Genomic DNA, 18,714 nt, shown 5'->3' with positions numbered 1-18,714 from the left:
ATAAGTTCAACTTTATTTGTGTTGACCTTTCGAAATTTAAAAACCAGTGAATCCTCCAAAGAGAGGCGTGAGATAAGATATGATTTTAGTCATCCAATCGAAATATAAAATAATCCCCATTACGATCATTAAATAGCCCGCAATTTTTAAAATAATTCCGTTGTTATTTCTGATCCACTTTAGTTTCCCAACAAAAAATGAAAGAGCGAAGAAGGGTATGGAAAAACCTAGAGTATAGGCCGCCATATAAACTAAACCAGAACCTGGATTGGCTCCCGCTAGAAGAATCACTGACCAAGAATCGGTCCTGTACACGGTGTCCATCCAGCAGCAAACACTATTCCAATGAGAAAAGAGCCCAAAAAACCAGAAGGGCGATTTTTAAATTCCATTTTATGGTTGGACATAACCCAAGCCGGTTTTATAATTCCAGCAACCATCAATCCGAACACAATAATTAAAATCGCACCTATTTGTCTTATAAGGCTATTATATTCTTTGAAGAATTGCCCAATAGCGGAAGCGGTAAATCCTAAAGCAATAAAAACGACCGCAAACCCAAAAGGAAAAATAAGGTATGCAACATGCTTCTTCTTTGAAGCATAGCATTTTCATTCGTGATTTCTTTTACCGATACTCCTGTGATATAAGAAAGGAAAGCAGGATATAGAGGGAGAGTACAAGGTGAAATAAAACTAAGAAATCCCGCTCCCAATGTAAGAAATATATTAATATCATTCATCTGGATAAACCAACTCCTTGTTCATGCTAGTAACTTGTATGAGGAAAGCCTTCCTATGTTTGACCTTGTAAAATTGGCAGCGCATGCAAAATGGCCATTGCAAAGCCCAACTCGATTTTAAAATCCATATTATATTTTATGACAAAACAAATAATCAACCAAGAGAGTTATTCTATATAACCTAAAACAAATCCAGCGATATCTTGTTCTTTGATAACTCCCATTTTTCCTCTCATCCAATCATCGTCAATAAAATAATACTCATCACTGGCTAATTTTATTTGATCCATATTCGTGTCAAAATACTCTCTCATCCCATTGTTATTGTATTGATTCCTATCATCCATCATCTCAAAATAACGATCCTTCTCTAGGCCTAATCGATGAGCAAATCCGTAAAAAGTATCCAACTTTTTATCATTAATATACACTTGACCTTCAATAATTTTAATCTCTTCACTTGGCAAGGCAACAATTCTGGAGATGTCTTTTTCTTCATTGGTAGTATGAAAGAAAATAACATCCCCTCTAGAAATTTTATATCCATCAACTAGAGGTTCAATGACTAGTGGCTTTTCAATGTAATCGTGATTTCCTCTGTCCATATTATCGTAATGATGCTGATAGATAAACATTTCTGGGCTTATGGTTTCAATCGTGGCTATATTATTGGGTGTTGTATATTGATCTGTGATCGGCTCCAAAGACGTTTTGAAAGAGCACCCGACCAAAATCAATAATACACCAAAGGACAATCCAATGTGCTTCATCAAACCCTCCCCTTTGAATTTATTTTACCTGAATAACTGTAAAAGATTGCTTGTCTCCTTGTCGGTATTTCGAACATTTGGTTATCTTGAGTTCAAAATAAACTTGTTAGAAATTATCACAAAAAAAGTTCCAATCTTATTTGATTGGAACCTAAAATATTCCTCTACTTAGATCTTTGTATAGAGCTCTTCCTGAAACAGGTATTACTCATTTCTTAAGTAATCTGGCGTCCTTATCATGACCTTTTCCTGTTCTTGTACAAAGCCAAAGGCTTCATAAAATGTATGGGCATCTTTGGTGCCCAAGTAACCAAATAAATCCTTAAAATCATCATCATGAATAACTTCTTCAATCAATTTCTTGCCGATGCCTTGTCCTCTATACTTCTCATCAATAATTACATCACAAAGCCAATACATGACAGTCCAATCCGTAATAACACGGGCAAAACCAATTTGTTTATCGCCGTCATAAACTCCATAACAAACAGAGTTTTCGATAGATTTCTTAATCTTGTTCTTAGATCTTTTGCTTGCCCAATAACTATGTTGTAACCAACTATAAATGGTGTCCAATTCTAGTAAGGATTTATCTTTACTTATAACAAAATTATTCAGTCTGCTTCCCTTCTTCCTCTTTGAATGATTTTGTTATATAGTTCGCTACAATGCCTTACAATCCTCTTTTTAAAATCGATTATCTAAAAAGCTGATATTAACTCCTTCATTTCTAAAGGGAATGTAAGGTTGATTCCCTCCGACCCATGCTGAGCACGCTAAAAAGACATGTTCAAAAAACACATCTAAAAGATATTTACAACCCTAATATCCCTTGACGAGGAGTAACATCGAATGCATCTGCAAGTTCTTGTAACTGAGTATCGGTAATGGTTTGCTGCTTACCACCTTGTGCACAAACCATTGTGTATACTTCAGCCGCTTTTTCAGCTGTTTCAATCAGACCAAAAGTTTCGTCTAATGTAGTGCCGGCCCCGAATATTCCATGATGCGGCCAAAGTACAAGGCGGACCTCCTCCATTTTTTTAGCTGTAGCTTCTCCAATTGCATTCGTTCCAGGAACAATCCACGGAATGACCCCTAGACCTTCAGGGAAAACAACCAAACATTCAGTACACATTTCCCAAAGAGTTTTTGTTAATTCCTCTTCTTTTAAACTATGTGTAAAAGACATTGCAATTAGATTTGTTGTATGGCAGTGCATAATAACTCGGTGGTTTTTGTCAACTTCTAACCGCTTCATATGGTTCATGAGATGTGTTGGTAATTCGCTTGTCGCTTCCCCACCGTCTTCAAAGCCCCAAAGAATCTCATAACTTCTGCCATTTTCATGGATGCGAATTAGGCCTAGGTTTTCAGAAGGATTCTTCTTAACATTCTTAAAATATTTTCCGGAACCCGTAACGATGAAATATCGTCCAGCAAGGGCTGATGCATCAAAGTTCATCGGTACAGTTCTTTTCACATTATCAACATTTAGATATGGAAGCACCTCATATTCATTTAATAAATAACTGATATTACCGCCATTACGTTCATCCCAACCTAAACGATATAAATTAGAAGTAGTATCCAACATCTCTTGCAAAAATGGTGCTGAATAAATCGTGTCTTTCATCATGGTCATACCCATGATAAATTCCTCCTTTAAAAAGTTATTTATATGGCAATTAGTTACAATATCTTCCTTACACCCTTATCTTAACTCGACCAACCACACAATTCAACAAAAACAAAGGTAATATAGTCTGTTTATTTTTGATTATTTATATTTTAGTCATAAATCACTTTGAATTTATTTGTTTTTCCATAAAAAATAAAGACGTTACTTTTGTTTGTTTTTGTTTAGTGATTGGAATACAGCCTGTATATTCTCTTTTCTAACTAATTTTCCTATGTTATGTAATGTGATTGTAACATTTGTAATTTTATGGTAAAATGGACTTAATTCTTCGGTGAAAACCAAGTAGCGGAGGGAATGATAATGATACCAACTTTAAAAAATACTCGACAGAGCCGATTCACACCAAGTATAAATCGTTTTTTAATCATAATAGGAACTATTACCATTGTGGCTGCCATCATACTTGCAGGGCTAAGCTATTATCAGGCAACTCGTTTCAACTCGAATATTGCTATTAATGATGTAAATGTAGGTGGGCTAACGGTTGAAAAGGCTATAAATAAATTAAAAGAATCCACATTAACCAACAAAGTTTATATAGATGGCAAACTTATTTTAGATGAGAATCCTACTAAAATGGCATTCTCGGATCAAGACATGTCTGAAGTAAAGAAATTATTAAAAAAACAGTGGACTTTTTTTCCTTCCTCAGAGGAACAAAATTATTCGTTGATGCCGAAAAAAACGGACGAGTTTCGTAGCAAAACATTGAGCAAACAATTAGAAGAGGAACTACAATCCATAAATGAGAACTTAAAGGCTCCCCAAGACGCAGGAGTTAAATTGGAAAATGGAAAAGTTGTCATCTCCAACAGTATCGCTGGAGAACAATATGATATTCCAGCTATATTACAAGATTATGAGAAACAGAAATATACGAGCGAGCTTTACCTGAAGCCGGCATTCTTAAAGCCTGTAGAATCAGATAATCCAATGATTAAGGAATTGGAGGGAAAGTATCAGGCTTTCCTAGAGCGAACCGTCGATTATACGGTACAGGATAAAGTGTATACCTTAAACGCAAGTGAATTAATTAAAGATGCTACTATTTCGCATGATGATGAAGTAACAATCACCGCAAGTAGTATTAAGGACAAGATCGCTGAAATTAATCAGGCTCAATCCACTTTAAATAAAAATATAGATTTTAAGACGCATTCAGGCAAGGTTATTTCCGTAAAAGCACAAGGCTATGGATGGGCATTAGATGTTGAAAAAGAAGTAGCAATCGTTCAAAAGGCTTTTGAAAAAGGAGAAAAATCCGTTTCGGCCGCTAATATTTACGGACATGGGTGGACAAATGAAGGGATTGGCTATGAAACTACCAAGAATAACGGTATTGGGGATACGTATGCTGAAATTTCCATTGCAGAACAGCGTATTTGGATTTACAGAAATGGAAAATTAGTCGTCACAACAGATGTAGTGACAGGCAAACATAGTACCGGCGAAGATACATCTCCTGGAGTTTGGTATATTCTCTACAAACGAACCCCATACACACTAAAAGGCAGTGCTGTAGGTAAGCCCGATTACGAAATTGATGTGAAGTACTGGGCCCCATTTACAAACAGCGGGCAAGGTTTTCACGATGCTAGTTGGCGGAAAAACTGGGAGAAAACAGCCTATCTCAAAGATGGTTCAGGCGGTTGTGTCAATACACCTCCAAGCATAATGAAAAAAGTGTATGATAATCTCAACACGTACGACCCTGTTATTGTTTATTAAAAAGGACGGTTTTTGGATTTCCTAACAAGGAAGTTCAAAGCCGTCTTTTTATAATTGGAGCTATCGGATTTGTTTAATATTTAGTCATGGCTAGTTCTTCTGTAATCAGCAGCTTTATTAATCATCATGAATGGCCATTGTAAACCCTACATCCCATTTCTCAAGCTGATTATTTCACTGCCTTCCAAATCGTCCATCGATCTTTTTCTATGATGTTATCGGTTGTTGCCAGTGAGGCATCTATATGGTTGATTAATACCTGCAATTCTTTATCATCTAATTCATGTAAAATACTTCTTCCTGTTCGTTCCCTTAGATCATTTAGTAATTGTTTTTTCGTATCATACACTTTTCTGATTTCCCATAACTTAACTTCTTCGATGTCTTTAAATCCAGTTTCTTTCAGCGTTTCAATGACAATTTGACTATGATGTCTGCGATTTGTCTCTTTTTCAACTAATCTTGGGAAAAGATCAAAGAAATATCCTCTGATATGGCTTTCGTCGCCTGCTAATAAACAATCCTCAGGGGTACGATCTTGAACAATATAAAAACCTCCATCTTCCAACACTCTATATGCTTCTTTATAACAAGCTTCTAAATCCTCAAAATGATGGATCAAAGCTCTTTCGAGTAATAAGTGAAAACTACTACTATCTAATCCAGTATCAAAAGCACTCCCAAGCTGGAACGAGATGTTCTTATATTCTTTACAGTTTTCTTTTGCCCCTGCAAGAATGGTCTTGGAAAAATCAACTCCAGTAACTGAAGTCACTCCCATATCTGATAACGCCTTCGAATAAATGCCTCCACCACAGCCAATATCTAAAGCGCTAGATATATTTTCGATCGGTACAAGGTTGTTTATTGCTTCAACCCATGAATGATCAGCTTTTCGGGTTGTATAAGTTCTACTATTTTTCTCGCTATGAAAATCAATCCCCATTTTACATTCCTCCTCTCATTCTATTCTGGTTCAAAGCCTATATTTCTTTGCTCATATTGGCAAATCTAGGACCTGGATAAAAGCCTACTTTTCTATAAAGGGCTTCGGCATGATTACCAACCGTAACGCAAAGTTTCACGACCTGTGTGTGCTCACTAGCACTTGCTCTTATATACTTGAGCATATATTCAGCAAGTCGCTTGTTGCGGTGCTTAGGGACGACACACATATCACCGATCTCGGCAAATCCCAATGGCATATTTTTACTGATGCCAGCAATACAAAGCCCAGCAATTTCCTTCTCTTCATCAAGTAGAACAATGGAAAGATTCCTATATTTATAGACTTTTAGCAGATATTCCACATCCTTTAGGACTTCATCCTCATCTGGGGTGCCGTAGACTTTATAGTCAATGCCTCCCTTGTATCCTTCCATCATCACCTTGGCAATTTTTTACGATCTAGCTCTTCATTTAGATTTTGCAAAGAGAAGCCAGCAGGCAACTTCGCTGTGATGCTTGCATCGGCTGGACAGCACATTACCTGTCGAGTGACATCTATGCTATATCCTAATGTTAGCAAAATATCGATATCTTTCTGCAATACCCCATTAACATGACGAATCTCATCACAACAGCTAGATAGCGCCTTCCAAAACACCGTTCTGTCCGAAAAAGGTGCGACCAAAAATGGAAACATAACCGTCTGATTATTAATAATCGCACCGCCTATTTTTTCATTATTATACATGAGCCAAAAACATTGATCCGTAAACGTAGTATCGTTTAGTCGAGTATTCCAGTCATACCACATTTCCATATCCGCATCGGCGTAAATGACTTGATACACAGCAAACAAGTCTTTTTCAGCCTGTTCTAATTTATAATTTGACATATACAAGCTCCTATTCTGAAAGGAAATTTAACATATCGTTCCTTAACATCTCTTTTTACCAACACGGATAAACTGTATAGAACTATTTCCGTTTTTTTGCTTTTCCCAAACAAATCCTCCAGCACAAAAAAGATTATCAGAGTTATAACAAATAAAGTATGCTAACATCATTAGAGAGTAAGCTATAATAAGGTAAAGTTAAAAACAAAAGGACGAATATTGTAGCCATTATTCGAAGAATTAATAACTTTCCTTTATAATATTCACGCATCAAAAAACCTCTCTTCTTCAACGTATATTTATTGCACTCCATAATCTGACCCGGATTTGATCAAGAATGAGCACAAGCCTTCCTTTCATTTTTGCTTCCAATCTGATTTACATAGCATGTAGTGATTGTATCGTTCCTTATCAATCGTCCATTGAGACAGATAAGTAAAAGCACATTTTTGAATCACTTTATTGGATGATCGATTGTGAATCAATGCAATTGCATTAAGGCTTTCTACATTTGTATGTGCAAACAAATAATCAATTAATCCTTTTGCCGCTTTCGTAGCATATCCTTTCTTTTGATGTTGACTTGAAACAGCATACATAATTTCTCGATTCGGTGGAGGTAGCTCATCTTTCATCCCCGTACAGCAGCCAATACATTCATCTGTTTCCTTTATAAACACGCCGAGTTTTAAAAAATGTCCTTCTATGTTTGCTGTTTTTGCCGCCTGAAGAAATGCTTGATTCGCTGGTATTTCATATTGGGTCATCCACTCAACTCTCTGTTCTTTTGTTGATTTCCAGTCTGGCAAGAATTGAGATATTTCAGGCTGATTGGATATTCTGTATATATTTTCCGCGTCCTCCATTCGAAACTCTTGGAGATAAAGATCTCCACAATCGATTCTAAATATGGTTTCAGTTCTTTTTTCTTCCATCAGTTTTCTCTTTATAGGGAATTTTTAAGACCTCTTCCTCAATCCCCTTAAACATATCATAGCTCCCTCCGACTTGTTCGAGCATATAACCGATTGAATATCGTTTTCAGGATAATAAGCAGAATGAAAACTAACACCTGGATCATAGCCCATTATATGATATTTCAATATGGAATCTCAATTTTTCTCTATCCAGACTCCATAGCCATAAAAGCTATTCTCATCGTCACTGTAGATATGGGGAGTAAGCAATTTACACGTATAGTCTTCACTTAACAGTTGATGATTGAAAAGTGCCTTCCATAAATTTGCCATATCCTTAACAGTCACAACTGCTCCCCCATCAGACCCACCCTTTACCGGCATTGAGTAAATATTTGTTTTCCAACTACCGTCAGAAAAATCTAGATATCCAAGTGCTGTCCTCGGAGGGAGAGAATCAAATTCAAAATAACCCGAATCAACCATACCAGCTTTCTTAAAAATATTATGCTCGATATAATCGGCAAATTTTTGCTCACTGACCTGTTCGACAATCAACCCTAACAAAATATATCCGGCATTGTTGTAATTAAATCTTTCCCCTACCTTTAATTTCATAGGCTGATTTTGAAACAGCGGAAGAAAGTCTTGTAAACTCCTTATTTGATACATTGGAGTTTGAATCCACAACTCTTCAAAATCATCCATCACTTCCTCATCGAAGTAGTCTGGGATGCCCGATGTGTGTGTTAAAAGATGATGGACAGTGACCTCTTCAGAAAAATGAGGAAAGGAAAAGCTTAGACACTCTTTTAATCTTGTATCAAAAGATAGTTTGTCAGCTTCAACAAGTTGACAAATGGCAATAGCCGTAAAAAGTTTACATCCAGAAGCGATGCCAAAACGTGTACTTGCCTAATTTTCAATTTGTTCGGAACGGTTTGCGAATCCATAACTTGTCTGCGCCAAAGCTTCATTGTTTTGTTGAACAAGCACCGTCCCAGAAAAATGACTTTCATCTTGAATTGCATTTAAGCGCTTTATAATATCGAGATTCACTTGAAATTCCCTCCATCGTCCATACTTTCAACATACAAAGATTAAATTGTGTTTATATTTTTCCAACCATAAATGAGTGAATCCAGCTGTTTCCCGGAAATTTCCAACTCATCTGTGCCAATCTTTTCCGCCCCGAGAGACTCGTAGAAGAGTCGGGAATTATTTTCTGCTAACACTTGCACAGTCATAGAAAAGATTTTCTTCTGTTTTAAATCTTCGACAACAGCCTCCACTAGCAATCTCCCTATTCCTTTTCCCTGGTATTCTTCCAGGATATAAATGGCATATAACTCTCCTTCAAAATCAGGGTACTTGCCTGTCCGTTCTTTCCCGCCACCTGCAAAACCAACAACTTCGCCATCATTTGTTTCGGCAATGAATACAGTCGTTTGGGGAATGATATCTTTCCATTTTTCTTCTCTGGCCTCATACGTCATATTGCTTAAATACTCATCCGGCACAATATCCTTATAGGTCGTTTCCCAACTATCAACCTGTACTTTTGCGATGCCTTTCGCATCCGTTTGCTTCGCCTGTCTAATCTTCATGTCGCACCCCATTCAATCCGATAAAATTTCATCCTTTATCATATTTACTTGCTCTACCACATGGCCAATATTGCCTTCACCTGCATATTTGCTCATATCAAAAAAATCTTGATTCAAATCAGACCAATATAATTCATTTTCATCCCCAGAAACCTGGAGTTCCTCCTTCAATCTGCCAACATAAACTTCCACATAGCAATCATGAAAATAGTAGGTAAAATCCATGAACATGATGCAGTGTCACATCTGCTTTTGAAATGCTCGTTTCTTCAAACAATTCCCGATACGCAGCTTCCATACCAGTTTCTCCGTCCTCGATTTTCCCACCGACAAAATTACACAAGCCTTTGTACGGCTCCCGTAATCGCTTGCACATTAATAAAGATTTCATATCGTTTCTATAAATCATTAGAACATTATATCCTTGCATTGTAACCTCCATATAAGAAGCATTCTTTTTATGTATCAGAGTTTCGTCCAAATCGCCTTCGTATAGGCAATTTTCATTCCGGCTCTTTCCATATTTCTGAGACTACCGCTACCATAGGCTGTTTGCCCGACAATCATATGACAGTGGTTTTGTAGGGCATATTGTAACCGTTTTTCTATCAGTGCACTGTGCACGCCTTTATTTCTATATTCCGGAATGGTTGCAGATGCAGCAAGTGTCGCTATACCGTCCTTTTCAAACAAAACACCTATACCGGCAGGCTCCCCTTTCACACTTGCTAGATAAAAGGTCCATTGCTTATTTTGATGTAATACTTGATTATTTTGCGCCGCAAATTCGCTTAATGAAGCTGGCATGTTAAATCCTTTCGTATAAATCTGCCCGAAAATGGCAAATTCATCATACTCGAATTCGCGGATCGAAATGTCCTGCGCCTCGCTCAAAGTGAAATCATCTGACAATGAACCATAAAGTGCCGTACGGAAGCCACGTTGAAAATAGCCTCTCTCTGAGAGCAACTTAAATAGCTCAGCAGAACAATGAGCAGGAGTGATTTCTAAGTTGGCTGGTATCCCCCTTTCATGATAAAAATCTAAAATGCCATCAATCTCATTCAGATTATTCCCACTCATCCCCTTCACATTATTGAATGAGGGACCCGGAATATTCTTTACATAAAAGGCCGTAGCATCACCAAATTTTTTTATTTCCACCCCCATCGGGTTACCTTCTATTTTCTGAACACCTGTCAATCTAGATTCCAAAAGTTCGATTTCTGATTGCTCGATTCTACGTGCAAGCTCTTCCGTCAAAATAAGCGACATTGGTCACACCCCTATATTCATTTTTGTTGAAAAGAAAGGTTTTTAAATTGATTAGGCAAGTTCATTAATCCCACACGAAACCTTATGCCCGTCTCCCGATCTATTAAAATAAGTGCATTCCACAACACACAAATATGTTCAAAGAATTTCACTTGCATAGATTCTTGATTGGCTTCCCCACGGATGATAGCCATCCCCTATATAATTGAATCCGTATTTTTCATAGTAGTCAGTATGGTCCGTACACAGATAAACTCGATTGAACCCTGCTCTTTCAGAATCTGCTTTAGCACGTAAAATAAGTTTTTCCCCTAAAGATCGACCGCGATAGTCTTCATCAATATAAAGGGCACATAGCCATGGCCATAAATCCATACGGCTAATAAAGTCATTGCTAATTAGACCTGCACACCCAATGATCTCATTTGATTGCTCCATTAAGTACCAAATAGGAAGGGGGCTATCTGTTGTGATGCTATGTGTAATCGAATCCTCATAAACTTTCATACTATTTTCGTCTGCCCATTTGCTTTGAAAATATTTTATAGCTTGTTCTTTATATTCCGGATGTTCTCTAAGACTAATAATGTTCATACGTACCTTCTCCAGTCTTTAATTATCGTATAAATCATGAACATATTTATTTAATTTAGCAACTAATTCAAAATCGTTTGTTTGACTAAATTTCATTCTCTTCTTTGTAAAAATTTTCCTACAATAAAATACTAACATAAAATTCTACCTATATAACTAAAACGCAAAAATTAAGACGTTTTAGCATAAATAGATTTTGTCATTAAACAAAGACCAAGGGATTTTTCTTACGGATCTATCGACCATTATTTAATTCTCAGACCAATGGGAGATTGTTCATAACTTTGTAGGGGAACAATTTCACTCAAATTGTTCCCCTACAAACCCCAGCATCTTTTTCATATTTTTTTGAGCATAGTGTTGATCGAATGTTACTTCATAACCGTGAGGTAAGGTTGCTACCTTTTTCTCATAATAATTAAATTGATGCTCAATCCCGAGTGCAGCTAATTTTTTATCAAAGGCGCTTGCTTGTTTATAAAAGGAGGCCGTGTTTCCGTCGGAAATGAAAACTGGTGGATAATTATTGGTCACATTTTTTACCAAGTCAGCTTGCTTGGCGTATTGATTGGTTTCATAGTCATTGCCCCAATAAGCCCGTCCGTAAATGGACCATAGATAATCTTTTAACCAACTGTCTTTCGATTGGGCAAATTTTGTAGGTTCGAATAAGGCTGAGTTAAATATAATGCCTTTTATCGAATCTACCGCCAGGACAGATGGTATTTTCATCTCCTGGGCATAGTCCTGATCTGTCTGGATCATGGCAAATTGTCCTATAATATGTCCACCTGCTGAACTTCCACCCAAAATAACCTTTTCCATATCTAAACCATATTCATTTGCATGTGTTTTTAAAAATGTGATCGCTTCGCTGATTTGCGACATTGGTGTTGGGTAAGCATATTCAGGGGCAAAGGCATAATTGATCGATACGACATTATATCCAGCATTTGTAAATGAGGTGTAATAATCAAACTCAGAACGACCAGCTTTGTCCTCCTCTACCTTATCTCCTGTCACAAATCCACCCCCATGAATAAAAATATACGTCGGTCTTACAGTGGTACGATCATGATGAGAGATATAAATATCTAAGAAACTATTGGGATATTTCGTTCCATACTGAATATCATTGATGTACAATGTTCCATCTTTCATCACAGTCTCTGTTGACTTCTTCTCAGGGTGATAGGAATTGGTTTGATCAAAGAATAAGTGAATCCCAAGTTTCGGGCTAACGGCTAGCAGCATTATGAATCCAACAATGGCAACCATAAGAACACCTGCGATTGCTCCTAGCGATTTCACGCCTATCATAAAAATTTTATATCTTTTCGCCTGTTGCCCCTTTTGTGTCTGAGCCCTCCTTGCACTATTCATAGAAAAAACAAGTAATAAGAATCCCATGATAATCGCAGCAAAGGCATTTACACATAATAGGATGTAATGGTAGTGTAGCAAGAATACAAGTTCTAGTAAGATCACAATGGTTCCGCTAGATGCTAACCAAGTGATAAATTTGGTGTTCCCTCTCTTCATAAGGGAAAGTGTTAATTGACTAACAAACAGAATTAAAATAAAGATATGTAAAATTTTCGTAAAATTAACAAGCACTAAAGAGGCTGTACCTAGTATCAACATCCCTAAACCTAACATCCCCCATAAAAAAGGATAAGTGAACTTCTTTTTCATATACATTTCTCCTTCTCACTTAAGAAAAGCGCAAGAGCCCCGAATAGCAACGCACAAACTTTTAGGAGCCTAAAAAGAGACACAGTGAGCGAAATTACGCAAGCTAATGTTGATTTACACATATAGGTGTCGAAAGCTTGCTAGATGCTAGGCACTAGAGCTCACATTAGTCAAAATTAAAACTTTAACAGATTTCCGAAAGAAGTCTCCATCTTCAATCGTGTGCAGGGCATAGCCCAACGATTAGGTGGAGATGCATTTCGGTTGGCGTAAGCGATAATTACATACTATTCATAAAAATATGATGTAATAATTTCAAGTGTTCTTTGATAACTGGATATATAGGGTTGCGCAGAATCAAATACACGAAAACCAAGTTGTCCTTCTGTGCGTAAAATATCCAAGGTAACGAAAGAACCTCTGAAACTGTCGGACATCTACCGCTGGAACAGCGGGAAGCAAGGCTCAGGGAGATGGAAGGTTGCTTTCATCATGGAACTGAGAAGCTCCCACTTCAAATTATCATTAGAAAATTAAGTGGTGAGTAGTTCACAATACTATTCCCTGATCCACTTCTGGAATAACATTCAGAAAATGAAGTCAGGGAAATAAGAATAAAACATAGATTTTGTTTAATTTCGACTCATATTTAAGCTAAAAAGGCTAAGTGTTACATACAATCCGAAGTTAATGAACAGAATCAGATTAGCCAAAATAATACCTGTCATCCCAATTGTTTTAAATGCACTTTTACGACAAGACACGAAATCCTAATAGGATGTTAGGTGGATATAATATGGAATGCCTTATTCCTAAAGCCTAGATCCAACTCGAGTTTGACTGCGAGGTTTTTCAAAGATGATTGAAGAGCGATACTATCGACTTCTTTTAGCCAGGTAAGCCCTCTTTTTAATTGGGGTAATTGAGTTGAACAAGAACCGTAAGTTAATCCTTTTCCTGTTTCCCTGTAGGCTGTATTCCATTGATCCAAGAAATAATTGAAGACAAAACGGCTACATCCGATCGTTTTCGCAATCATAATTTCTGTCCTTTATTTGGATAAAGACGGAATTTATACGCTTTATGAACAAGCATGACATTCACCTCACTCAATTAGGAATATACGTTCGTTCTTTTAGCTACCGCCAACCGCCATTCATCCCCCACCTACTCATTGAGCTGTGCTCTTCACATTCCTAGAGGTGGGGGTTTTCTGTCGGGAAATGATAAAGCCAATACATAGAAAACAGACCGTTTTTTCTTCATGTTAAAATAGTGTAAGTGTAAAATAGAGACCTACTAATGTGATAAACAAGATTGGTATAGTGAGAATAATTCCCGTTTTAAAGTATGTTCCCCAAGAAATTTTAACCCCTTTTTGTGATAAAACGTGAAGCCATAAGAGAGTTGCCAGAGAGCCGATCGGCGTAATTTTCGGGCCTAAATCGGAGCCAATCACATTAGCATAGATCAGCGCCTCACGTGTGACACCAGAAGTTTGCGTCTCCGCAATGGCTAGGGCATCAATCATGACTGTCGGCATATTGTTCATAATTGAAGATAAAATCGCTGCAATAAAGCCCATGACAATCGTAGCAACAAATAATCCTTGTTCTGCACTTGTTTGGATGATATGCGCTAGTAATTCAGTTAAGCCAGCGTTTCTTAATCCAAATATCACCACATACATCCCGATCGAGAAAAACACAATATTCCAAGGTGCACCTTTTATCACAGCTTTTGTATTCACAACAGCACTTTTTTTAGCCATCAGAATAAAGAAAATCGCAATGATTCCCGCAACAATGGATACAGGGAGATGGATAAATTCACTGACAAAGTACCCGATCACAAGTAACCCCAGAACATACCAGGACAGTCGGAACATTTTTATATCCGTAATCGCTTCATCCGGCTTTTTCAAATGTGAAACATCATATGTTCTTGGAATGCTTTTTCGAAAGTAAATCAGTAAGACAATTATTGTCGCCAATAGTGAAAAGAGATTCGGGATTACCATACGAAGCGCATATTCTACGAATCCGATCTTAAAAAAATCAGCTGAAACAATATTGACTAAGTTACTGACTACAAATGGTAATGAGGTCGTATCGGCAATAAATCCACTCGCCATGATAAACGGAAAAACCATTTTTTCCTGAAAATTTAAGTTCCGAACCATCGCTAATACAATCGGAGTTAAAATAAGGGCCGCTCCATCATTCGCAAAGAATGCCGCAACAATCGCTCCCAAAATACTGACATAGATAAACATCTTTATACCATGCCCCTTTGCAGCTCTTGCCATATGAAGCGATGCCCATTCAAAAAATCCAATCTTATCGAGGATCAAGGAAATAAGGATAATTGCTACAAAAGCTAATGTCGCATTCCACACTATTTTGGTTACTTCTATAACATCATAAAAATCCACGACACCGACTAATAAAGCAATGATTGCTCCGCCACATGCCGACCAACCGATCGATAAACCTTTTGGTTGCCATATGACCAATACTAATGTGATCAAAAAAATAAATATAGCGAGTAAAACTGATAATGACAACTGACTACCTCCAAACTTAACAACATGTAGTGCGTGTTCCTTTTGCTTCTAGTTCCTGTAATAAGTGATCTTGACTAGCTACTTGAGCAAGGATATTCCTAACAAAAGGATAATACTCATTACCTTTATTAATCGAATAAAAAATCCATTGTCCTCTTCGCTCTTCTTTTACCAATTGGATGTCTCGTAATTTCCGCAAATGCTGACTAATCGATGGCTGACTCACTTTAAAAATTTCTACAAGCTCACAAACACAACAGTCATGTTGAGCCAAAATTTTCACTATTGTTAAACGAGTTTTATCTCCTAATAATTTTAAAATCGTAGTAGCCTGCTCCAACTCCACAACTAATTTTTCTATCTAAAACACCTCCTATCCAGGATATAATCATATAATAATTTGCTTATATATGTAAATAAGAATACTTAGCTTCTTTTTAGTAAAATTGTTTGCTTAATTAATTTCTTTAGACATGCCTTCTTCACAATAGCTCGTCTACCAGCTCGAATGACTTGAACTCTTTTAATTTGCTCCTAGAAGCTTAAAGCAGATTTTCCTACTTAACAGTAAAAAGCTGGCCGAGTCCCGCGGCCAGCTCTGCTTTCTAGTTATTGGTTCCCTTTTTTCACCCATTCTGCCACTGTTACAGTGCGTTTAGCTTGATGTTTCACGGCAGCTTCCACATCTTCAATCATTTTTCCATCTTGGCCAACTGTTACACTTGTTCCATATGGATTTCCTCCAGCAGCGAATAATACAGGATCCGTATAGCCAGGAGTAGCGATAATCGCACCCCAGTGCATCATTGAAGTGTATAGGGATAACAATGTCGCTTCTTGTCCCCCATGTGGATTTTGCGCAGATGTCATCGCACTTACGACTTTATTGACTGTTTTGCCACTTGCCCAGAGTCCACCTTGGATATCAAGAAATTGTTTCATTTGTGAAGGCATGTTTCCAAAACGAGTAGGCACACTGAAAATAATCGCATCTGCCCATTCAAGATCAGCTGATGTTGCAACTGGAACATCTTTCGTTGCATCCACAGTTGCTTTCCAGCCTTCATTTCCTGCAATAACAGATTCAGGGGCTAGTTCTTCTACTTTTAATACTTTCACTTCAGCGCCTGCTGCTTTTGCTTCTTCTTCTGCCCATTTTGCTAATTGGTAGTTTGTGCCACCCATACTATAAAAAATAACTGCTAATTTCACGTTTGACATATTTTCCATCTCCTTTGGTTTTCTTCCAAATAATTTATCTAAAAAACCCATGTAAAGCACCGTCTCTTTCTATTTTCATTTTTAGAATCCTTTAAAATCACCCCATCATTTATCATTGTTTACCTCTTTCTTATGCCCATTGTTAAAGATTTTTATTATACTTCAATTTCATAAATCTCTAACTTGAGGTATTTTCATTGATAAATGGATCATTCTCCTAAGGTGAGACCGGGATATTCGTTTTAGTAACGATGAGCGCTGCACATAATTGGTCTAGAAGTTAAACTTGCCCACCGTTAGTGAAATCCCAGTCTAAAAAAATGTTCTATCCACAAAGTAATTCGTTATATAGTTAAATACCATTCCCGAGCGGCATCAACCTCTGTTGATGTCAGTTGATGACCTCTATTTTCCCAATGCAAGTGAACATTGGCCCCTGCCTGTTCCAATAAAGCTTGCAGTTCCTGCGATTCTTTTGATGGGCAAATCGGATCATTTGTCCCCGCCCCGATAAATACTGGAGTACCATTTAAATCTGGAAGTTCAATTCCTCTCCTTGGCACCATTGGATGATGCAAGATTGCTCCTTTTAATGCCTGCTGATAGTGGAATAACAAGCTCGCCGCAATATTGGCCCCATTGGAATAACCTACAGCGATGACTTGCTTACGATCAAAATTATATTTCTCAGCAGCTTCATCAAGAAATTCGTTCAATTCCTTGGTTCTGAATATAAGATCTTCCTCATCAAATACTCCTTCTGCTAATCTTTTGAAGAATCGTGGCATACCGTTTTCTAGCACATTCCCTCTTACACTTAATACATTGGCGTTAGGGTCGATGATTTCGGCTAGAGGTAGTAAATCTTGTTCTGTTCCCCCAGTTCCATGTAATAAAAGCAAAGTAGGTTTGGTTGGATCATTTCCTTTTCGAAATAAATGTTTCAAATTTATATCCCCTTTCGGATTCATTAGTCCTCATATTCCTTTACAAATTCCTTCGTACTTCTTACCGTATCAATCGGACGCACGAGACCTTCAATTTCTTCTCGTTTTTCTTCAAAGAATGGTGGTAAAGAGAGTTTTTCTCCTAGTGTTTCATATGGTTCATCACCCATAAAACCAGGACCGTCAGTCGCTAACTCGAATAAAATTTGTGGTGCTACATTTGTATATAAGGATCCAAAATAATATCTTTCCACATATCCAGAGTTTGGAAAATTAAATGCTTGCAAGCGTTTCTGCCATTCCTCTAATTCCGCGCGATCCTCCACACGAAATGCAACATGGTGAACCGTGCCAAAGCCTTGACGTGCTTGCGGTAAAATTGCATTATATTCGACGATCACTTGTGCACCATTTCCACCTTCACCTACCTCAAACAAGTAGTAAGATCCTTCTTGCGCAACTTCTTTAAATAACAGAACCTTTTCCAGCATTTCTTTGAAATAATCAATATAACCAACACGGACAAAAATTGGTCCTAATCCTGTTATTGCATATTCCAATGGAATTGGTCCTTTTTGCCAAGGAATCCCCGCAGGAACACCATGATTCTGTTCATCTGAGATAAGTTGATAAGCTTGCTCATCGAAGTCGACAAAGGAAAGCGTCTTTTTTCCGAATTGCTCAGTAATTCCCTTATGTTTAATTCCAAGTCGATCAAAGCGTTTCACCCAATACTCCAATGCTTTGTCACTCGGAACACGAAAAGACGTTTTGGCAATTTCATTCGTTCCGTGAACACCTTTCGGAATACCTGGGAAATCAAAGAATGTCATATCTGTCCCTGGTCCTCCTACATCATCGGCGAAAAACAAATGATATGTTTGAATATCATCTTGGTTCACAGTTTTTTTCACTAATCGAACACCTAGAACGGTTGTGAAAAATTCATATATTTTTTCTGCACTGCTCGTAATTGCGGTGACATGGTGAATTCCTTTTAAGCTATTCATGTTTCTTCCTCCTTCAATAAACTTAAGTTTTCTCTCGAATACTCTCTCATTCTCAAAATTTCATAGATGTTTAATTTACGCCCAATAGCTGTCACACCTT

General features: G+C 37.4%; 21 protein-coding genes and 2 pseudogenes. 1 reads left to right on the top strand and 22 read right to left on the bottom strand.

What is annotated here, in order from left to right:
- Positions 1-36 precede the first annotated feature (36 nt).
- The 4 genes and pseudogenes from J2Z23_RS18270 to rhaD form a co-directional block, all read right to left on the bottom strand.
- Positions 37-742: pseudogene (locus J2Z23_RS18270) on the bottom strand (cytochrome c biogenesis CcdA family protein).
- Between the two features lie 167 nt (positions 743-909).
- Entirely contained in the window at positions 910-1,512 is a 603-nt protein-coding gene (locus J2Z23_RS18265; RefSeq protein ID WP_209974778.1) for a S26 family signal peptidase, read from the bottom strand.
- Positions 1,513-1,716: 204 nt separating this feature from the next.
- Positions 1,717-2,088 carry a GNAT family N-acetyltransferase gene (locus J2Z23_RS18260; protein ID WP_238456182.1) on the bottom strand — a complete coding sequence of 124 codons (372 nt, stop codon included), beginning with the start codon at positions 2,086-2,088 and terminating at the stop codon, positions 1,717-1,719.
- 238 nt (positions 2,089-2,326) lie between these two features.
- Positions 2,327-3,148: a rhamnulose-1-phosphate aldolase gene (rhaD, locus tag J2Z23_RS18255; RefSeq protein ID WP_128738620.1), complete on the bottom strand. Its 822-nt coding sequence runs from the start codon at positions 3,146-3,148 to the stop codon at positions 2,327-2,329.
- 360 nt (positions 3,149-3,508) lie between these two features.
- On the opposite strand from rhaD, the gene J2Z23_RS18250 reads away from it, so the two are divergent.
- Positions 3,509-4,942, top strand: coding sequence for a L,D-transpeptidase (locus tag J2Z23_RS18250; protein ID WP_057984829.1), 1,434 nt, complete (start codon positions 3,509-3,511; stop codon positions 4,940-4,942).
- Between the two features lie 169 nt (positions 4,943-5,111).
- On the opposite strand, the gene J2Z23_RS18245 is transcribed toward J2Z23_RS18250, so the two are convergent.
- The 18 genes and pseudogenes from J2Z23_RS18245 to J2Z23_RS18170 all read right to left on the bottom strand — a co-directional run bounded on the left by J2Z23_RS18245 (position 5,112) and on the right by J2Z23_RS18170 (position 18,614).
- The gene (locus tag J2Z23_RS18245; protein ID WP_064468502.1) at positions 5,112-5,888 is read right to left on the bottom strand and encodes a class I SAM-dependent methyltransferase; all 777 of its coding nucleotides are present in this window, start codon (positions 5,886-5,888) and stop codon (positions 5,112-5,114) included.
- Between the two features lie 37 nt (positions 5,889-5,925).
- Positions 5,926-6,324 carry a GNAT family N-acetyltransferase gene (locus J2Z23_RS18240; protein WP_209974776.1) on the bottom strand — a complete coding sequence of 133 codons (399 nt, stop codon included), beginning with the start codon at positions 6,322-6,324 and terminating at the stop codon, positions 5,926-5,928.
- Between the two features lie 2 nt (positions 6,325-6,326).
- A complete protein-coding gene (locus J2Z23_RS18235; protein WP_209974774.1) occupies positions 6,327-6,782 on the bottom strand; it encodes a hypothetical protein in 456 nt (151 codons plus the stop codon).
- 356 nt (positions 6,783-7,138) lie between these two features.
- Positions 7,139-7,717 carry a GNAT family N-acetyltransferase gene (locus tag J2Z23_RS18230; RefSeq protein WP_064468504.1) on the bottom strand — a complete coding sequence of 193 codons (579 nt, stop codon included), beginning with the start codon at positions 7,715-7,717 and terminating at the stop codon, positions 7,139-7,141.
- 177 nt (positions 7,718-7,894) lie between these two features.
- Positions 7,895-8,560, bottom strand: coding sequence for a serine hydrolase domain-containing protein (locus J2Z23_RS18225; RefSeq protein ID WP_420798646.1), 666 nt, complete (start codon positions 8,558-8,560; stop codon positions 7,895-7,897).
- A 54-nt stretch (positions 8,561-8,614) separates the two neighbouring features.
- Positions 8,615-8,758 (bottom strand): hypothetical protein, encoded by a 144-nt coding sequence (locus J2Z23_RS22835; protein ID WP_238456183.1) that lies wholly within the window; start codon positions 8,756-8,758, stop codon positions 8,615-8,617.
- A 41-nt stretch (positions 8,759-8,799) separates the two neighbouring features.
- Positions 8,800-9,306 carry a GNAT family N-acetyltransferase gene (locus tag J2Z23_RS18220; protein ID WP_064468505.1) on the bottom strand — a complete coding sequence of 169 codons (507 nt, stop codon included), beginning with the start codon at positions 9,304-9,306 and terminating at the stop codon, positions 8,800-8,802.
- Positions 9,307-9,318: 12 nt separating this feature from the next.
- Positions 9,319-9,477 carry a hypothetical protein gene (locus tag J2Z23_RS22445; protein WP_238482850.1) on the bottom strand — a complete coding sequence of 53 codons (159 nt, stop codon included), beginning with the start codon at positions 9,475-9,477 and terminating at the stop codon, positions 9,319-9,321.
- Positions 9,478-9,505: 28 nt separating this feature from the next.
- Entirely contained in the window at positions 9,506-9,736 is a 231-nt protein-coding gene (locus tag J2Z23_RS22440; RefSeq protein ID WP_238482849.1) for an NUDIX hydrolase, read from the bottom strand.
- A 35-nt stretch (positions 9,737-9,771) separates the two neighbouring features.
- A complete protein-coding gene (locus tag J2Z23_RS18210) occupies positions 9,772-10,581 on the bottom strand; it encodes a GNAT family N-acetyltransferase (protein ID WP_209974772.1) in 810 nt (269 codons plus the stop codon).
- A gap of 138 nt (positions 10,582-10,719) precedes the next feature.
- Entirely contained in the window at positions 10,720-11,175 is a 456-nt protein-coding gene (locus tag J2Z23_RS18205; protein WP_209974770.1) for a GNAT family N-acetyltransferase, read from the bottom strand.
- A 300-nt stretch (positions 11,176-11,475) separates the two neighbouring features.
- Complete coding sequence (locus tag J2Z23_RS18200; protein WP_209974768.1) at positions 11,476-12,870, bottom strand: alpha/beta hydrolase; 1,395 nt, start codon at positions 12,868-12,870, stop codon at positions 11,476-11,478.
- A gap of 841 nt (positions 12,871-13,711) precedes the next feature.
- Positions 13,712-13,965, bottom strand: a pseudogene (locus J2Z23_RS18195) (helix-turn-helix domain-containing protein); the annotation flags it as partial.
- A 172-nt stretch (positions 13,966-14,137) separates the two neighbouring features.
- A complete protein-coding gene (locus tag J2Z23_RS18190; RefSeq protein ID WP_057984837.1) occupies positions 14,138-15,436 on the bottom strand; it encodes an arsenical efflux pump membrane protein ArsB in 1,299 nt (432 codons plus the stop codon).
- 16 nt (positions 15,437-15,452) lie between these two features.
- A complete protein-coding gene (locus J2Z23_RS18185) occupies positions 15,453-15,782 on the bottom strand; it encodes an ArsR/SmtB family transcription factor (RefSeq protein ID WP_420798645.1) in 330 nt (109 codons plus the stop codon).
- A 263-nt stretch (positions 15,783-16,045) separates the two neighbouring features.
- Entirely contained in the window at positions 16,046-16,657 is a 612-nt protein-coding gene (gene wrbA / locus J2Z23_RS18180; protein ID WP_057984941.1) for an NAD(P)H:quinone oxidoreductase, read from the bottom strand.
- Between the two features lie 344 nt (positions 16,658-17,001).
- Positions 17,002-17,604, bottom strand: coding sequence for an alpha/beta hydrolase (locus tag J2Z23_RS18175; RefSeq protein WP_420798644.1), 603 nt, complete (start codon positions 17,602-17,604; stop codon positions 17,002-17,004).
- A gap of 23 nt (positions 17,605-17,627) precedes the next feature.
- On the bottom strand, positions 17,628-18,614 hold the full coding sequence (locus J2Z23_RS18170; protein WP_209974764.1) for a ring-cleaving dioxygenase: 987 nt from the start codon (positions 18,612-18,614) through the stop codon (positions 17,628-17,630).
- Positions 18,615-18,714: the final 100 nt, after the last annotated feature.

The sequence above is a fragment of the Lederbergia galactosidilytica genome (genome assembly GCF_017873565.1).
Classification (GTDB): Bacteria; Bacillota; Bacilli; order Bacillales; family Bacillaceae_C; genus Lederbergia; species Lederbergia galactosidilytica.
The sequence above is the reverse complement of the archived record's forward strand: the minus strand, read 5'-3'. Positions and strand labels throughout refer to the sequence as shown.